17 protein-coding genes are annotated in these 17,273 nt (G+C 47.0%); 7 read left to right on the forward strand and 10 right to left on the reverse strand.

The window, feature by feature from the left end:
• The first annotated feature begins 245 nt into the window (after nucleotides 1-245).
• The 4 genes from AB0763_RS15005 (at nucleotide 246) to pstB (ending at nucleotide 3,725) form a co-directional block, all read left to right on the forward strand.
• A complete protein-coding gene (locus AB0763_RS15005; RefSeq protein ID WP_306099250.1) occupies nucleotides 246-1,067 on the forward strand; it encodes a phosphate ABC transporter substrate-binding protein in 822 nt (273 codons plus the stop codon).
• A 74-nt stretch (nucleotides 1,068-1,141) separates the two neighbouring features.
• Nucleotides 1,142-2,071, forward strand: coding sequence for a phosphate ABC transporter permease subunit PstC (pstC, locus tag AB0763_RS15010; protein ID WP_306099251.1), 930 nt, complete (start codon nucleotides 1,142-1,144; stop codon nucleotides 2,069-2,071).
• A 5-nt stretch (nucleotides 2,072-2,076) separates the two neighbouring features.
• Nucleotides 2,077-2,940 carry a phosphate ABC transporter permease PstA gene (gene pstA / locus AB0763_RS15015; RefSeq protein ID WP_306099252.1) on the forward strand — a complete coding sequence of 288 codons (864 nt, stop codon included), beginning with the start codon at nucleotides 2,077-2,079 and terminating at the stop codon, nucleotides 2,938-2,940.
• Between the two features lie 35 nt (nucleotides 2,941-2,975).
• Nucleotides 2,976-3,725 carry a phosphate ABC transporter ATP-binding protein PstB gene (pstB, locus tag AB0763_RS15020; protein ID WP_306099253.1) on the forward strand — a complete coding sequence of 250 codons (750 nt, stop codon included), beginning with the start codon at nucleotides 2,976-2,978 and terminating at the stop codon, nucleotides 3,723-3,725.
• A 307-nt stretch (nucleotides 3,726-4,032) separates the two neighbouring features.
• Here the strand turns inward: pstB and AB0763_RS15025 are convergent, their stop codons facing one another.
• Genes AB0763_RS15025 through AB0763_RS15050 form a run of 6 tightly spaced genes read right to left on the reverse strand, consistent with a single transcriptional unit; the run spans nucleotide 4,033 to nucleotide 10,896 of the window.
• Nucleotides 4,033-5,712, reverse strand: a complete 1,680-nt coding sequence (locus AB0763_RS15025) for a BatD family protein (RefSeq protein WP_306099254.1) — start codon at nucleotides 5,710-5,712, stop codon at nucleotides 4,033-4,035.
• A gap of 10 nt (nucleotides 5,713-5,722) precedes the next feature.
• Nucleotides 5,723-7,579, reverse strand: a complete 1,857-nt coding sequence (locus AB0763_RS15030) for a VWA domain-containing protein (RefSeq protein WP_368644258.1) — start codon at nucleotides 7,577-7,579, stop codon at nucleotides 5,723-5,725.
• Nucleotides 7,579-8,556: a VWA domain-containing protein gene (locus AB0763_RS15035; RefSeq protein WP_306099256.1), complete on the reverse strand. Its 978-nt coding sequence runs from the start codon at nucleotides 8,554-8,556 to the stop codon at nucleotides 7,579-7,581. The genes AB0763_RS15030 and AB0763_RS15035 overlap by 1 nt, the downstream gene beginning before the upstream one ends.
• Nucleotides 8,549-9,016: a DUF4381 domain-containing protein gene (locus AB0763_RS15040; protein ID WP_306099257.1), complete on the reverse strand. Its 468-nt coding sequence runs from the start codon at nucleotides 9,014-9,016 to the stop codon at nucleotides 8,549-8,551. The genes AB0763_RS15035 and AB0763_RS15040 overlap by 8 nt, the downstream gene beginning before the upstream one ends.
• Nucleotides 9,017-9,020: 4 nt before the next feature.
• Entirely contained in the window at nucleotides 9,021-9,938 is a 918-nt protein-coding gene (locus tag AB0763_RS15045; protein ID WP_306099258.1) for a DUF58 domain-containing protein, read from the reverse strand.
• Between the two features lie 4 nt (nucleotides 9,939-9,942).
• Nucleotides 9,943-10,896 (reverse strand): MoxR family ATPase, encoded by a 954-nt coding sequence (locus AB0763_RS15050; RefSeq protein WP_306099259.1) that lies wholly within the window; start codon nucleotides 10,894-10,896, stop codon nucleotides 9,943-9,945.
• Between the two features lie 306 nt (nucleotides 10,897-11,202).
• On the opposite strand from AB0763_RS15050, the gene AB0763_RS15055 reads away from it, so the two are divergent.
• Nucleotides 11,203-13,119, forward strand: a complete 1,917-nt coding sequence (locus AB0763_RS15055) for a methyl-accepting chemotaxis protein (protein ID WP_306099260.1) — start codon at nucleotides 11,203-11,205, stop codon at nucleotides 13,117-13,119.
• Between the two features lie 36 nt (nucleotides 13,120-13,155).
• Nucleotides 13,156-13,362 carry a restriction endonuclease subunit S gene (locus AB0763_RS15060; RefSeq protein ID WP_306099261.1) on the forward strand — a complete coding sequence of 69 codons (207 nt, stop codon included), beginning with the start codon at nucleotides 13,156-13,158 and terminating at the stop codon, nucleotides 13,360-13,362.
• A gap of 49 nt (nucleotides 13,363-13,411) precedes the next feature.
• On the opposite strand, the gene AB0763_RS15065 is transcribed toward AB0763_RS15060, so the two are convergent.
• On the reverse strand, nucleotides 13,412-13,663 hold the full coding sequence (locus AB0763_RS15065; protein ID WP_306099262.1) for a hypothetical protein: 252 nt from the start codon (nucleotides 13,661-13,663) through the stop codon (nucleotides 13,412-13,414).
• A gap of 74 nt (nucleotides 13,664-13,737) precedes the next feature.
• Nucleotides 13,738-14,232, reverse strand: coding sequence for an acyl-CoA thioesterase (locus AB0763_RS15070; RefSeq protein ID WP_306099263.1), 495 nt, complete (start codon nucleotides 14,230-14,232; stop codon nucleotides 13,738-13,740).
• A 182-nt stretch (nucleotides 14,233-14,414) separates the two neighbouring features.
• On the opposite strand from AB0763_RS15070, the gene AB0763_RS15075 reads away from it, so the two are divergent.
• The gene (locus AB0763_RS15075; RefSeq protein ID WP_306099264.1) at nucleotides 14,415-15,206 is read left to right on the forward strand and encodes a helix-turn-helix domain-containing protein; all 792 of its coding nucleotides are present in this window, start codon (nucleotides 14,415-14,417) and stop codon (nucleotides 15,204-15,206) included.
• Between the two features lie 116 nt (nucleotides 15,207-15,322).
• On the opposite strand, the gene AB0763_RS15080 is transcribed toward AB0763_RS15075, so the two are convergent.
• A complete protein-coding gene (locus AB0763_RS15080) occupies nucleotides 15,323-15,802 on the reverse strand; it encodes a YbaK/EbsC family protein (protein ID WP_306099265.1) in 480 nt (159 codons plus the stop codon).
• Between the two features lie 256 nt (nucleotides 15,803-16,058).
• Nucleotides 16,059-17,090 (reverse strand): dihydroorotase, encoded by a 1,032-nt coding sequence (gene pyrC / locus AB0763_RS15085; protein ID WP_306099266.1) that lies wholly within the window; start codon nucleotides 17,088-17,090, stop codon nucleotides 16,059-16,061.
• Between the last annotated feature and the right edge of the window lie 183 nt (nucleotides 17,091-17,273).

Below are 17,273 nucleotides of genomic sequence, written 5' to 3' on the forward strand. Positions count from 1 at the left end.
AATTTAATAGCTTAACTCAAGGGTATAGCCGGTATTATGAGGGAATGAATATTATTTTCAATACTATCATTAGTGGGTTTGGCCTATTAATGATATCACTTTAGTGAGTGTTTTGTGAACCAAGTATAGCTTTAGGTAATTTGTCATCTAGCGTTCAATTAACTGAAACACAAGTGTCACATTAAATATCTAGAGTGACTCTCGTTCAGACAACAACGGCAATTAAGCCAACAAAGGATATTGTGATGAAAAAAACATTTATCGGTGCAGTTGCACTTCTAAGCGCTATGGCAATCACTCCCGTTTCAGCAAAAGAAACCATTTCTGCTGTGGGTTCTAGTAGTGTGACACCATTGATGGAAGTTTTCTCTGAAACTTACATGAAAAAACACCCTGAAGTATTTATCGAAGTTCAAGGCCCAGGTTCTTCTGCAGGTGTTAAAGCGGCTAAAAATGGCAGTGCGGATTTAGGTATGTCATCTCGCAACCTAAAAGAATCTGAAAAAGAACCTACTTTGGTTGAAGAAGTGGTTGCACGCGATGGTATCGCGGTTGTTGTTAACCCAAAGAACACGCTTAAAGGTTTAACTTCTGATCAAGTTTCAGCCATTTACAAAGGCGAAGTCACTAACTGGAAACAAGTTGGCGGCGAAGACAAGCCTATCGTTGCTATCACTCGTGATACGGCATCAGGTACTCGTGGTGCTTTTGAAGACATCATGTCTCTAAAAATGAAAATCAATGGTAAGAGCGTTTCTGCAATTTCTCAACGCGCTCAAGTTGCTAACGGCAACGGTGCTTTGAAAACCATGGTTGCTTCAAACCCATACGCGATTGGCTATATTTCTCTGGGTACCGTGGACAGCACAGTACACGCTTTGGCCGTTGATGGCGTAGAAGCCACTGTTGCCAATGTTAAAAACAGCTCATACAAAGTGGCGCGTCCTTTCCTCGTTCTTTACAAAGAAGGCCAACCGTCAGCAGAAACACAAAAATTCCTAGACTGGATGCTTTCTGCTGAAGCACAAAAAATGGTTGATGCACAAGGTTACATCTCAATCCATTAATCTCTACCTTTAGTTGCTCAGCCCACCTTGGGCTGAGCCATTTTTGATTCACAGTGAACTGTGAGACCTATATTATGACCATCGCTTCTAGTAAGAAAATTATGAATGATTCTGCTCAAGTAGAGACCAAGCCAAGACTGCGCACTTCCAAACGCGTTGATGTCAAAGAGCGCATCTTTCACGGTTTGTTTCTCACCAGTGCGGTGATCGGCATTGTTTCCCTTGCCATCATTGCTTATTTTATTTTCCAAGAAAGTATCCCTGCTTTTGCTGAAGTTGGGGTTTCGGGCATTGTCTTAGGCCAAAACTGGCTTCCACCCGCGCTATACGGTGTCGCGACGATGATCGTGGCGTCGATTGTTTCTACCATTGGCGCAGTCGTTGTCGGTGTTCCTATCGGTGTATTAACGGCCATTTTCATTGCCGAAGTCGCCCCCAAAAAACTGGCGGATATTATTCGCCCAGCCGTTGAGCTGTTAGCCGGTATCCCATCCGTGGTTTATGGCTTTTTTGGCTTGGTCATCATTGTTCCCTTGATTCAACAAATTTTTGATGTGCCAGCCGGTAATACCATTTTGGCTGGGATTATTGTGCTCGGTGTGATGATTTTACCGACGGTGATTACTGTTTCGGAAACCTCGATTCGCGCGGTACCTCGAGCTTATAAAGAAGGCTCGCTGGCGCTCGGCGCTTCAAAAATTTACACCATTTTTAAACTTCTCGTTCCCGCTGCGCGTTCTGGCATCATGACCGGGGTCATCTTGGGTATCGGCCGTGCGCTCGGTGAGACCATGGCAATCATTATGGTGATGGGCAATGCGCCTGCAATGCCAGGCAGTATTTTGGATTCAGCGCGTACTTTAACAGCCAATATTGCCATTGAGATGTCTTATGCCAGTGGTGTACACGCCAATGCACTTTATGCGACTGGGGTAGTTTTGCTGGTGTTTATTATGATTTTGAATGCGGCGTTACTTTATTTAAACCGTGAGAAGGCAAGGTGATTTCCATGGATACCGTAAAATTAAAACAAGCCAGAGAAAATAAAGACCGTCTATTGAACGGCGCGATTTGGGTGTCAGCGGGGCTTACCGTTGGCTTTTTGTTCTGGATTATTTGGTACATATTATCCAATGGCTTACAACACGTCGATTGGAGCTTTATCAGTGATGATTACACCCGCACGGGTGATGAGCACGGTATTTTCCCTATGATTGTTTCGACCGTGTACATGGTGATTGCTTCGATTGCTGTGGCAGCGCCATTGGGGATTATGACGGCGATTTATCTAACCGAGTATGCCAAAGTGGGCAGTCGATTGGTGAAAGTGATCCGTTTTTGTACTGAATCACTGGCCGGTATTCCATCGATCATCTTTGGTTTGTTTGGGATGACGTTCTTCGTGGCGATTCTGGGACTGGGCTTCTCAATTCTCTCAGGGGCATTAACCCTAAGTATTTTGATCTTACCTGTGATCATTCGCACAACGGAAGAAGCATTGATGTCAGTGCCTCAGACCTATCGCGAGGGGTCATATGGTCTTGGAGCATCAAAAATTTACACCATTTGGCGTCTTATTTTGCCCAGTGCGATGCCGGGTATTTTGACCTCGGTTATCTTGAGTATTGGCCGTGTGATCGGTGAGTCTGCTCCGGTTTTCCTCACCGCGGGGATGGTGGCGCGTATTCCTGATTCATTACTTGACTCAGGGCGGACCCTCACTGTGCACTTATACAAATTAACCACAGAATTATTTACCGTAGAAGAGTGGAACCAAGCCTACGGTACCGCAACGGTTTTGATTGTCGTGGTGTTACTGATCAACACTATTACTAAGCTTATCGCCCGTCGCTTTAATACTGCGACGTACTGATCAACCAATGCATTGACAAGTTTAAGAGAAATAAAATGAACAAGTTTGATATTGAAAATCTCGATTTATTCTACGGCGATAACCAAGCATTGAAATCGATTAATCTGCCGATTCCAACTCGCCAAGTAACCGCACTTATCGGCCCTTCTGGCTGCGGTAAGTCAACACTATTGCGTTGTTTAAACCGAATGAATGACCTCATCGAAGGCGTCAAAATAACCGGCAAGCTGGATATGGATGGACAAAACATTTACGGCGACGTAGATGTGGCGGATTTGCGTATTAAAGTCGGAATGGTGTTCCAAAAGCCTAACCCTTTTCCGATGAGCATTTATGAAAATGTCGCCTATGGTTTACGCGCTCAAGGGATCAAAGACAAGAAATACATCGACGAAGTGGTTGAGCGTTCGCTGCGTGGTGCAGCATTGTGGGACGAAGTGAAAGACCGACTAAAAGCACATGCATTTGGCTTGTCCGGTGGTCAGCAGCAGCGTTTGTGCATTGCGCGCACAATCGCCATGGCGCCAGATGTGATCCTAATGGATGAGCCTACCTCAGCGCTCGATCCTATTGCTACCCACAAAATTGAAGAGTTGATGGAAGAGCTCAAAAAAGATTACACCATTGTCATTGTAACGCACTCGATGCAGCAAGCTCGTCGTATTTCAGACCGCACGGCTTTCTTTTTGATGGGTGAGTTGGTTGAGCATGATGACACGGCCAATATTTTTAATCAGCCTAAAGATGACCGTACCAAAGGGTACGTTAACGGTGACTTTGGCTAACTCTTTCTTTTTATAACAGAATAATAATTAAGCGATGGAAACACTTTGCCCCTCAATTGAGGGGCTTTTTTGTGTTTACTCTTTATACCCATCTAACTAAATAGCTGTTCACCCTAGCGGGTTAAAAAACTCGATAACGTCGTTAAGAAAATCACTTGTAGAACAACTACTAACTGTCTTGTATTTATAAATAAATAGGTTGCCTTGTTCTCAAGCTTTTTCCCTGCGCTATCATTGACCACATACTTAATCAGATTGGTATAACTCGCGAGTTACTGTGAGTCACCTCGGTAGTATACGACGCGATTCAGAGCCTTGCTAAAAGTGGGGCGGCCTTAGTCGGTTGCTCTTTTTTCGCTTGTCGATAGAGCGTCAACAAGTGGTCTGGCTGCCAGTTTCCACCTTGTGGATGGTAATGGGCTTTCATCATGACTTGCAGCTCTTGTGTGATCTGCTGTTTAGTGGTGTCCGACAATGGCTGCGTTTTCAGCCACTTGGCAAGATGAAATTGGATGTTAGCCGCGTTACCGGTTTTTATCATTTCAGCCAGTGGATCACGGCTTAGCTTAACGCGTTTTTTTATGCCTGGGATCATCGGTGCGTTGGCTTTCTCTTCGTTGCCCATTGGTTCATTGTCATGAGCAGACGTGGAAGGCGTCGAGCGTCGCTTGCGATACCAAATAAAATAGCCCGCGCTGATAATCCAAGCGGCCCAAGAGGATAGAGCCGCATATTGCCAAAAAGCGCTCACGCCTTGCATGTCGCGAGAGCCTGCTGTGTTCAGCGACTTTCCGGTTTGGACAGTCTCGGAATGGGCAGGCGGCGTGTTTGCTTCTTTAATTGTTAAGGTCAATCCCGCGACTTGAGATGTCTGTGATTGATTGCTGTCGGTATCCCACCAGTTGAGAGACCATGCAGGGAGCGAAACCTGCCCTTGTTGAGTGGGGATCAAAACGTGCTTGACTGTCATCGTTGTACGGCCTTGTTCATCGGTATTAAATTGGGGTTTGTTTTTATAAACGCGAACATCATTGCCATAGTTGATGTCTAGGCTGGGAAACTGCTCGGGTTTCAGGCCAGAGAGGCTTAGAGTGAGGGTGCGTGTAATGGCATCACCCACTTTGACCGCTGCTGGCTCTTTAATGGTTTGTCCATCGCTGTCTTGCCATTGTTGGTCAAGGACCAGGTGATGAGCTGGCAACCAATCGCCATCAGTCTGGTTTGGTATTGGGCTTACGGTAATGGCGGTCTGCGTTCCTTGCGTTTGTAGTGATAAAACCTGAGTGCGATTGGCATTGATGGCATGATAGTAATAAGTGCCATTAAATGCCGGACCAATTAACTGATAAGTCCCTGCTTTTTCTGCCGTTAGTTCAAAGTTTTGCTCGACAACCGTCGCATTGATGCCCTCAACCACGGCTTGATATTGGCGAGATTTTCCCAGTGGTGTTAACGTCATTCCTTCAATCGTGGGCGGGGTAATACTCGGGTTTTCAATACGACGTGTATCGGCTTTGATGATCAGTTTGACTTGTACTCGAGTACTTTGTTGTGGGTAAAGAGTGGTATCGGCAACCTTGACATCACTGGCGATGAATTGACTGGCTTTGAGAGTAGTCGGTGACGCGGACACACTGAGCGTGATCGGCTGGGTTACCTGATTGGCCACTTTAAGCGCGGGGATAACCACTTGCCCAGTCTCACTGGTCGCCAGTGAAATAACCCACTCACTTTGCGAGGAGTACTGGCCATTGATAATGTTCCTCGAGGTTGAGTAGTGGGGCTGGCCAACAACAAAACGCGCTCGAAGCGGGCTCAAATCCAAGTCGTCTGAGTCGTGGATATCGTCATCGCGAATGGTCAGTTGGATCAGCTCATTTTTAACAACCTGTGTTTTCGATACGCTGGCCACAGGCGCGGCAAACAACGGGCAAGTGAATAAGCCAAACAGAGTGAAAAAGAAGACATTACAGAGGTTTATTTTCATGGTTACCACACTATTGTTTAGATTCCGCTAACTTTTGTTGTGCTTGCAATCGCAATTCGGCACGGATCAATCCAGCGGGGTCTCGCGCATTTTCGACCGCTTGCAGCCGTTTCAACTCTGGGTCTGCGGGGTTGTCTTGTCGTGACCTCACGGCTTGCTGATGGTCTTTTTGGCCTTTGGCATCTTGTTGGCTTTCTTTTGGTATTTGGCTTTGTCGTTGTGTTTCTGGTGAGTTAGGTAGCTGCTCACTCTGGCGCTTTTTAGGCGATAGCGCGGTCCCATTATTGGCCGATTGTGCTTGACTGCGCTGATTTTGTGGCGCAGATTTTTGTTGCTGTTGCTGTTGCTGTTGCTGTTGCTGTTGCTGTTGCTGTTGCTGTTGCTGTTGCTGTTGCTGTTGCTGTTGCTGTTGCTGTTGCTGTTGCTGTTGCTGTTGCTGTTGCTGTTGCTGTTGCTGTTGCTGTTGCTGTTGCTGTTGCTGTTGCTGTTGCTGTTGCTGTTGCTGTTGCTGTTGCTGTTGCTGTTGCTGTTGCTGTTGCTGTTGTTTGAGGGCCTGTTCCACGATCGCTAAATTTTTCTGGGCAGCGGTAAAATTAGGATTGTTTTCAATCAGCGTTCGATAAATATCGATTGCCTTTTGATATTGGCCATCCTGCGCGTAAGCGTTGGCTAAATTATAGCGTGCATTGGGGTCATGCTGACCTTGTAATGCTTGGATCGCAGCAGAATATTGGCCGTCTCGATAATAGGACAAACCTTTCCATTGCGGGTCGTGAAATTGCTCTGCGGCGTGTGAATATCGCTGCTGTTCGAAAGCCTGCATCGCCATTTGATCGTCATTGTAAAAGGCTGCGGCCTGAACTGGGCTAGGGAACCAAGCCTGAGTACAAATGGCCACGAGGGTTAAAACCAGGCCTTTGCGAAATAGCAAGGCCGCCAATAGGCCGATGAGAGGTAATAAGTAGATGCCGCTGTTGAGGTCTGATTGCTGCTCACCCAGTGCAGACGCGCCTTTGAAATCCTCGTTATTAGACCAATCGATCAGCTGTTGTACGTCTTGATTATCGGCGCGAATGGGGACGACGATACCGCCTTGCTCACTGGCTAAGGTGCGTAAGTTGTCCACCTTGGGCTTGGCAATGACGGTTTGACCATTTTGTGACGTAGCGAGCTCACCTGAGGGCAATGGAATTGGGGCACCGTCCGCGGTCGCTGTCATGAGAACCGATAGGCGATAATGATGATTCGCCAACAGATCCAAACTTTGCTTGAGACTGCGATCACTGAGCTGATCGGTGATCAAAATAATACTGCCATTGGCTTGCCCGGTTTGTTTTAGTAAATCAATCGCTTCTGCAAGGCCTTTGTCGGCCTCATCGCCCTGAGAGGGCATCAGAGCGGGAGACAGAGGCTCAATTAAATTTTTTAATGTCCGACTGTCTGAGGTCATAGGGCTTAGTGTATAGCCTTGATCAGAATACACCACAAGCCCAGTACTGCCTTCTTGCCAATATGGAAGCATGTCTAATGCTTTATATTTAGCTTGTTCGAGTCGGCTTGGGCTTAGATCTTTGGCATACATTGATGGAGACATGCTGATGACAACGACTCGTGCACTGCTTAAGGAGAAATTGGCGGTCGTTTGTTTTTGCCAACTTGGACCGGCGAGAGCCAGGGTCATGAGTATCCATATCGCCATCCACAGTCTCACGGAGGTGGTTTTGTTCGGTAAGACCGATTGCAGGTGTTTGGCCAGATGTGGGGCCAACCACGTCGACTGAGTGCGGCGGTTGAGGTAAAAAGCAAACAGTGGCAACCACAATAAATTGAGTAGCCAATAAGGTGAAAGGAAGTGAAAGGCCGTCATTAATGCAATCTCCGCCAAGCAAAAACAATCAAGGAAAGAACTAAAGACGCCGCGAGTGGATAGTGAAACCAATCGGTTTGTGGCCGCCATGTTTGACTCTGCCCTGTCACGGGTTCGAGTTGATTGATGGTGTTGTAAATCTGCTCGAGATCTTCGGTATCTCTTGCTCTAAAGTACTGACCGCCCGTTAGGTCGGCCACTTGTTGCAAGGTCTTTTCATCCAAATCTTCAGCCGTGTTGACTTTGCGGGTCATGAAAAATTGTTTGACCAACATTTCTCCTGCACCTAAGCCAACAGTGTAAATCGTGGCGTGGTATTTTTTAGCTAATTGCGCGGCTTCGTTCGGTGAGAGGACGCCGGCGTTATTGCTGCCATCACTTAAAACGATCATCACTCGCTGAGGGGCGTCGTCGTCAATGAAGGTTTTCGTTGCTAGCCCAATGCCGTCACCAAGTGCCGTTTGCTGGCCGACTAGCCCGATCACGGTGCGGTCGAGTTGCTTTTCGATAGTTTGACGATCAAAGGTTAAAGGCGTTTGCAAATAGGCGTGATCGGCAAAGAGTATTAAGCCTAACCGATCCCCCTGTCGTTTTTGAATAAAGTGTTTTAACACCGTTTTCGTGGCGGATAAACGGTCGATATACTCATCACCCAATTTCATGTCTTCTTGTGCCATTGAGCCTGATAAATCGACTACCAACATCAAATCTCTTTGTTTAGGGTGGAAAGTGATGGGATCGCCTAACCATATAGGTCGAGCACAGGCGGCGATCAACATAAACCAGCTTAAGCAAAGCAAGAGTTTAAGCACAGGCGACACTTGTGTGGGGGAGGACTCACTATCGCTTAGGTAGCCGATTTGTACGCCACCGGGTTTGGGAAGAGGTGGCCAGAAACGGTACACAAACCATGGCAATGGCAGAGCAAGCCAAGCCCACCACCATTGAAAGCTAAACGCACTTAACCAGTCACTCATGGTGTCCTCTCTTGGGTGGCAGTGCCTGTTCAACCCACAGGCAACAATCGTCGATCAGTGTTTGATTGTCCTGGTGAACATCTTGGTAGAGGGCTTTTTGCCAAGCGCTTTGCCGTTCCACAAAGCAAGGTGTTTTCATCTGCTGATCGAGAAATTGATACCACTGGGTTCCACTGAGCTTAGCAATGGTTTGTCGATCAAAATAACTCAATGCGGCCTGCCTTAAAATCTCTAAAGCCGAAGAGGGGGTCAGTGGGGCGGTTGGGCGATAGAGCAAAGCCAACGCGGCTTTTTTTGCTCGGTAGCGGCGATGGCGCCAGCGTATAAAAACCACCAATCCTGCCAGGCTTAGCAAAATAAAAGCGATGATGAACCACCAGCCCCACGACAATGGCAGCCAAGATGGCGTCGGGGGTAATAGCGAAGGTTCTAGAGGTAAAGGGTGCGTATTCGTCGTCATAAGTTTAAGTGAGTTGTGCTAAAAGGGGCTGGCCACTAGAGAGGCAGAGAAAAGCAATCTCTCGCTGTTGGCACAGATCTTTAATCCGTTGCTGATGGTGAATAAAATTGTGTTCAAATGATTGTCGCTGTTTGCGTTGGCCAAAGTTAATCCGTTGTTGTCGGCGGCCTTTTTTTGCCCAAAATTGGCCTCGAAACCGGCTTTGACCTTGTTCCATGGGGTCGGCAATTTGAACCATTTTCAGGCTGTGTCGATGAGCGAGCAAATGCAGACCATTTTCATCGTCCTTTCCCCAATGCGACCAATCGCCGAGTAAGACAATATCGGCACCGTGAGGGGCTAATCGGTCGATGGTCTGCCAAGGTCTTGGGTGAAAGGCTTGCTCTGATTGAAAGGCCGCGGTGACGTGCTGGTTGTGAAGCGCGCACATTTGCTCCAATAATGACAATACCCTAGCTTGCCTTGATGACGGTGGCAATTGAAGGGTTTGCGATGGCGAGTGAATGACGGCTCCGACGCGATCGCGATTGGCCAAAGTGAGCCAACTTAGCACACTGGTAAAATGCGCTAGCTGTACAGACTTGAACACATAATTCGAGCCCCAAAATAGAGTCGGTTGTAAGTCGAGGTATATGAGTAACGGCTTTTCGCGATCTTCCGTGAACACCTTGGTGTGGGCCTTGCCCGTCCTCGCTGTGACACGCCAATCAATGGTGCGAATGTCATCGCCGACTTGATATTGACGGACTTCGTGAAAATCCATGCCTCGTCCGGGGCTTTTACTGGTTTGATTGCCGGCCATTTGACGCCAAATCGAGCGCTGTGGAGGCAGCCATCGAACCGACTGACTGCGATAATACAGCAGTTCATCGAGCGTCAAGTGCACACCGTTGGCATGAGGAGGTAGGGAAGTTTGAGCCATGATATTAAGCGCTGCCGACTAAAGAAAGTAAGCGGTCAACGACTTGATGGCCACTGATGCCTTCCGCCTGAGCTTGATAGCTCAGTAGCAAGCGGTGGCGCAACACGGGAAAAGCCATGACTTGAACGTCTTCTGGGGTAACGTAATCACGCCCCTCTAACCAGGCGTGGGCCCGAGCACAGCGGTCAAGGGCAATGGTGGCTCGCGGACTCACTCCCATCGTGAGCCATTTCGCCACTTGGTCGTCATAGTGCTCAGGTTGTCGGGTTGCCATGATCAAGCGAATGATGTATTGCTCGACGCTTTCCGACATATGCACATTGAGGACTTGTTCTCTTGCAGTAAAAATATCTGCCTGAGACAGATGTGGTTTAGCCATTCCTTGCTGACCTTGAGCTTCACCCCGGTTCAATCGCAAAATCGCAAGTTCTGAGTCACTGTCTGGGTAATCGACATTTAAGTGCAACAAGAAGCGGTCAAGTTGTGCCTCTGGCAAGGGGTAAGTGCCTTCTTGTTCGAGGGGGTTTTGGGTGGCCATGACCAAGAATAAATCCGGTAATGGGTAGGTTTTACGCCCCGCGGTCACTTGTTTTTCTGCCATGGCTTCTAACATGGCCGCCTGTACTTTAGCCGGTGCTCGGTTGATTTCATCGGCTAAGATCAAAGGATTAAAAATGGGCCCTGCTTGAAAAGTAAATGAGCCTGTCTCTGGCCGATAAATATCACCGCCAGTTAAATCCGCCGGCAGTAAATCTGGGGTAAATTGCAAACGGTGAAAATCGCCTTCAATGATATCTGCCAGGGTTTTGACGGCTCTGGTCTTTGCCAGCCCAGGGGGCCCTTCAACCAAAATATGACCATCAGCGAGCAGCGCAATCAAGAGTTGATCCACTAAGGCCTGTTGGCCAATGACTTGAGAGTGTAAATAGTGTCTAACTTGTTGGAAGTTATCTTGCATTGTTGCCTCAAAACTCGTTTTTTATACAGACATTCATCTGAGGAAAAAGTTCAACTAATATTTTGATATTAAAGATATTTATTTAATTGTTGGTCTTGTATTGACGGCCGGTATACAATGGTCTGTTGTCGGCACACTGAGCCCTAATTCCAATTGTCATTTCTACACTATAGTATTGAATTGGCACGGAAAGACAATATTATCAATGTGATATGGGTCCAATTTTTTCTGCTAGTCGCCGTACTCAACTTGAGTTTTTACCTCCTCCGCCGATACTTTTAACCTGTTCATATTTTGGGTATTTATATGTCAATTTTTCACTCGTGGACAATCAAACAAAAAATTGTCCTTGCTATGGCCTTTGCGGTCTTAGCCTCCACGATTATCGTTAGTTATCTCATTCAAGGGCAAGCTCGAGAGCTCCTGCGTCATCGTTTGGTGGATATCGAACTGCCCCTAGTGTTGAGTAAAATTAGTGCCGATATCGACAGTCAAGTGAGCCAAATGCTGTCGGCTTCGAAGCAGTTGGCGAGTAGTGAATTTATTACCTCGGCGGTAAGTGGGTCGCAACGCGATAGCGCTACCGAGGCGATGATCGTAGAACAACTTAACGATCTTAAAGCGCAATACGATCTGAATGATGCCTCAATTGCCAATCGAGAGACCGCGTATTACTGGAATCAAAATGGCTTTCTAAGACAGCTAAACCATCAACAAGACAGCTGGTTTTTTGATTTTCTGAATTCGGGAAAAACCACCAACGTCAGTATTTTTCAAGAACCAACGGGTGAAGTTAAAATGTTCACCAACTACCAAAATCGCAAGAATAACACCGTTGCGGGTATGTCACGCTCTTTGCAGTCGATGGTCACCACCTTACAGTCTTATCAATTAGAACAAAGTGGCTATGTCTTTTTAACGGATGCCGAGGGCAACGTTAAAATTCACCCCAAAACCGCAAAGTCAGATCAATCGCTACTCAGTCTTTATGGCGCTTCTTCACAAGGGCTGTTAAACCCACAGCAGTTTAACTTGATCGATGCGGATGCCGCGCAGGGGGAAGTCTTTGTCGCCAGTCAATATATCGCCAGTATGGATTGGTATGTGGTTGGCGTTGTGCCCAAATCCGAGGTGTTTGCTGCGCTTAATGATTTGCTTTTTTACATTATTGTCGTGACTGCGGTTGTCGCGGTTATCTTTATTGCCATGGCCTTGATGATAGCCAATAGTATTACGCGCCCGATTAAGTTATTGGCAGAGCGGTTCATCGAATTAGGTCAGGGTGAAGGGGATTTAACCCAGCGTATCGATATCAAAGGTCAAGATGAAATTGCGCAAATGTCACGTGGGTTTAATGGCTTTATCGATAAAATCCACCGCACCATCGATGAGGTGTCTAATACCAGTCGCCAGCTGAGTACCACGGCACACATGGTCTCAGAGCAAGCGGCTAGTACACACAGCAATAGCCAAGAACAACGGGATCAAACGATTCAAGTTGTCACCGCGATGAACCAAATGGGAGCAACAATCTCTGAAATCGCAGCCAATGCGGCAACCGCTGCCGACTACGCTAACCAAGCCTCTGATCATGCCGATCAAGGGCGCAATGTGGTAGAACATACCAAATCTGTTATTGGCAAACTCTCTGAGGATGTGGGGCAAATCAGCGCCGTCATTAATCAACTGGCTCTGACCACCAATAACATCGGTTCGATTCTGGATGTGATTAAAGGCATCTCGGAGCAGACTAATTTACTGGCGCTTAATGCGGCGATTGAAGCGGCGAGAGCTGGGGAGCAAGGACGAGGTTTTGCCGTGGTTGCCGATGAAGTTCGCAGCTTAGCGAGTCGAACGGCTGACTCCACATCGGAAATACAGAAGATGATCCACCAGTTACAGCAAGATGCTCAACAAGCGGTGTCGGCGATGGAGAATGGTCAAACGATCACGCAGCAAGGCGTGTCAAGCAGCGATGAAGCTGTTGCTATGTTGGCGAATATTTCTCAGCACATTGTGGATATTTCTGATCGCAATACGCAAGTCGCCACCGCGACTGAGGAGCAGTCAAGTGTGGTACAAACGATCAACAACAATGTTGAAGAGATCAACAGCATTAACGAGCTGACCACGTCCACGTCGCAAGACCTCGCCCAAGAGAGTGAAGCATTGCGACAACTCTCTCGTCATCTCGATGAGTTGGTGGGCCGCTTTAAAATTTGATATTCTTCTCACAAGCAAAAGTTGAGAGGTAGTAAGATGTCTGACAAAGACCAAAATGAGCTTGAGTCGATTCTCGAACAAGCGGGCGATAGTGATGCTGAGGTTGCATTACCTAGCCTAGATCAGCAAAAACAAATTGTTGCTGAATTAAAAAAGTTAGAGCAAGAGGGCAAGTTAACCCCCGAAGTATTGGAGCATTATTTCTCGCAATACAATCCGGATGATACTGCGCCAATCCATTAAGAAAAGGCTGCCGATGGCAGCCTTTTTTTGTTAAGCGATTCGTCTGTGCTCAGCGCAAGAATTCGCGACTAGAAGGGGCACACTCTAAATACCTTAGTAGGGTATAGACACTTTCTTTTTGCAAGGCGACTTTGCGAAACAAGTCGGCAAAAATCTCATCTCCACCAAAGCAAGTCAGAATATAGCGATTAATGTCATCGTCGTTGTAACCTTCGACATACATGGTCCTGACCCATTGATATTCGACCGATTTGAGATCCGTTAAGGTGGACTCACTGAGTGTTGTATTTTTAATACCCAAACGTTTGCCTACTTACCATCAAAGAGAGGCAAAAATTAAACCAAAACAGTGTGAACAAAATATGACAATGATGTTTAATCAATAAGATACTTCACATGGGCTTGCATCTCTTCACCGATTTCTTTGCGCATATTCATGAGTTTTATCGCTGATTGTTCCAGTGCGATGTCTTCATCGGTTTGTGGAACCCATTTGGGCACATCGGTTGGTTTACCTTGTTCATCCACCGCGACCATAATGACGATGCAGTGAGTGGTTAAGCGATTGGTTAACACTTTAGGATCGCTGGCTTGAACATCGATGGCAACGTGCATGGATGAACGCCCGGTATAGATCACCTTGGCATTCACTTCGACTAAATTGCCGACATGAATGGGCTGTACAAAGCGTATTCCCCCGGCATAAGCGGTGATACAATACTTGCCGCTCCAACCCGCAGAACAGGCATAAGCCGCAAGGTCAATCCATTTCATGACAGCGCCACCGTGAACTTTGCCACCAAAATTGACATCACCAGGTTCTGCCATAAAGCGCAGCGTTAGGTCTCTTTTTCCAGTATGATCTGTCATCAATTATTTTCCTTGTCTTATTGTTTCTACACTATAGCCGCTTGCATGAAGGATTAACTTGAAATAGCTCTGATTTTCTCGGTAATTCAACAAAGTAAATTAACTTATGACTTCACTTCGCTATGGTGGTATTTTGCTAGACAGAGAAACCAACCTGATGCTCAAGGGGAAGTGAGTCACGAATGAACCAACCGAAGCGAACATTGCACCCCTCGTTGGAGTTAACCGATATTCCCAACGACGTTTTTTTTAATTTTGAAGCGTTTTCTTCTCACACTGAAACGCGTTTACACAGTCACTCTTGGGGGCAAATACAGCTCATTAGTGGGGGAATGCTGGAAATGGAATGTGATGATACGCGCTTTTTTATCCCGCCTCACTTGGCTATTTGGATACCTGCTGGGGTGGTACACCGCAGTTATAACAGTCGCCCATTGGAGTATTGTTCTATCAATATTAATGACTCAGCCATCACTGACTTGTTTGCTACCACGCCCTGCTTGATCAAAGTGACGCCCATCATCACCGCCATTATCGACGATTTCCGTCGCAAATCCGCCGCTGGGGCCAGAAATGAAATCGAGCAACGCCTAGTTCAAGTTTTGCTCGATCAATTTATCTCTCAGCCCAGCGAAGAGCCGTTTTTACCCACCAGTACCCACAAACACCTCGCTCCCATTTTGGCTGCGGTTGAGCAACAACCGGCGGATACGCGTTCACTAAAAGAGTGGGCGATAGTGGTGCATACCACAGAGAGAACGTTAGCGAGACACTGTCAAAGAGAGCTTGGGATGAGCTTTACCGAGTGGCGCTTGCGTTGCCGATATCTGTATTCGATGGAGTTGTTGCGCAAAGGGCAAACGGTAAAAGAAGTGGCGATCACCTTGGGTTATAATCAGGCGAGCCCCTTTATCAATATGTTTAAAAAATACGCAGGTGTTACCCCAGAGCAATACAAACTCAAATGGAGTTGATTGAAGGGCGCTCAATGCAATAGAACAGATGCTGCGTCAGTCAATGTCGCCTTTATATACATAGGAAGCAATGACAAATGATAAAGCGCAGGCGGGGCGCTTTATCATCGGGCCTTTTAAGCGTTTTCGAGTCTGGGATCTTTGGCCACATCAATCCAATCGGCTTGACAAATCTTGGCAAGCTGATTGGGGGTTATGCGCACGCCAGAGTTGCTATTGCCTCCGGCAGGAAGCACATGTTCGTGGGCTTTTAAACTTTCATCACAAAAGATCCTGACCCCTTGATGTGAGGTAAAAGGGCAAACGCCACCGGGTCGAAACCCAGTTAACGGCTCGACGTCTTCACTTTTTAACATGCGAGGTTTGATACCAAAATGGCGTTTAAATTTACTATTGTGGATTTTTGCATCACCCGCCATAACAACGAGAGCGACGCCTTCTTCTAGATACAAAGATAGGGTTTTCGCTATCTGGCTAGGCTCGACCTGAAAAGCCCGAGCGGCCTCTAGTACAGTCGCTGTGCTTTGTGTGAGTTCCGTCACTTCTAAATCCGTTGCATGCTGAGCTAAAAATGCTTTCACGCGTTCAACGCTCATAGCCTCTCCTTTGCTGTAGTCATATTAGAATAACTATTAATATCATGACAATAAGGGGGGAGCAAAGCACATTGACCTTATTGCTGAGCGCAATGTCGGTTAAAGCGTTGCTGGGTTAACTCTTTACGGCTTTAGTCAGTTAAGTTTGATGAAGAGGGCGTTTGAATGGGCCTAGTCGCCTCAACGGTGAATGATTATAGGATGGGTCATAGAACACGCCAACAGCATCGCATTTCCTGTTGGCGTGTAAGAGAAATTAACCTTCAGTGACGGTCCACTCAATGTTTTCACCGGCGCGGATTGGCACCACAACATCTTGACCAAATGGCATGGTGTCAGCGACAGGCCAGGCTTTTTTCTCTAGAGTAACGTGGTCTTGGTTACGTGGTAAGCCGTAAAAATCAGGGCCGTGGAAACTGGCAAACCCTTCTAGATTATCGAGTTTTCCTTCCGATTCAAACACTTCAGCATAAAGCTCTAACGCGGCGTGCGCGGTATAAGAGCCAGCGCAGCCACAAGCAGACTCTTTTGCCCCTTTCGGATGTGGGGCCGAGTCGGTACCCAAGAAGAATTTTTTATTGCCACTGGTCGCCGCTTCGATAAGGGCTTGCTGGTGTGTACCGCGTTTTAAAATGGGCAAGCAATAAAAATGAGGTTTGATCCCTCCCACCAGCATATGGTTGCGATTAAAAAGCAAGTGGTGAACCGTGATGGTGGCCGCCAAATTATCATTCGCTTGACGAACAAATTCCACCGCTTCTTTGGTTGTGATGTGCTCAAGGACAATTTTTAGGTTAGGGAAGTCGTTGACGATAGGCGCAAGAACCTGCTCTAAAAAGGTTTTCTCGCGGTCAAAAATATCCACCTCATGCGTGGTGACTTCACCGTGGATAAGAAGCAATAAACCGGCCTCTTGCATCGCTTTTAAGACCGGGTAAATTTTCTTCGGGTCCGTGACACCGGAGTCAGAATTGGTTGTCGCACCAGCGGGGTAGAGCTTAGCGGCAACTACGCCGGCGTCTTTTGCACGCTGAATCTCTGCAGGATCCGTATTATCAGTGAGATATAACGTCATCTGCGGTTCAAAGCCAGGACGAGGGTTGGCGGCCATAATGCGCTCGCGATATGCCATTGCCATGTCGGTATTAACCACAGGAGGAGTGGTGTTGGGCATGATTAAAGCGCGACCATTATAACGACTGATGTCACGTACGGTGTCACTTAATACGTCTCCATCTCTTAAGTGAACATGCCAATCATCTGGGCGAGTAAGTGAAATCTGTGTCATTTGATTGCTCCCGTGGTGTTATGATCTTAAACTGTCACCTAAGAGTAAACGCAAACGTTTTCTTTAGGCGACAGGATGATAGAGTAATTTGCATGACAATGCACGTTAGTTTGTTCATTTTATCGGCCTAATGTCTGAATAGAACCGATATTACCGATCGTATTCGGCTGTCTGTTAGCGCTT

Origin of the sequence: Vibrio sp. HB236076, from assembly GCF_040957575.1 — a bacterium.
Lineage (GTDB): Bacteria > Pseudomonadota > Gammaproteobacteria > Enterobacterales > Vibrionaceae > Vibrio.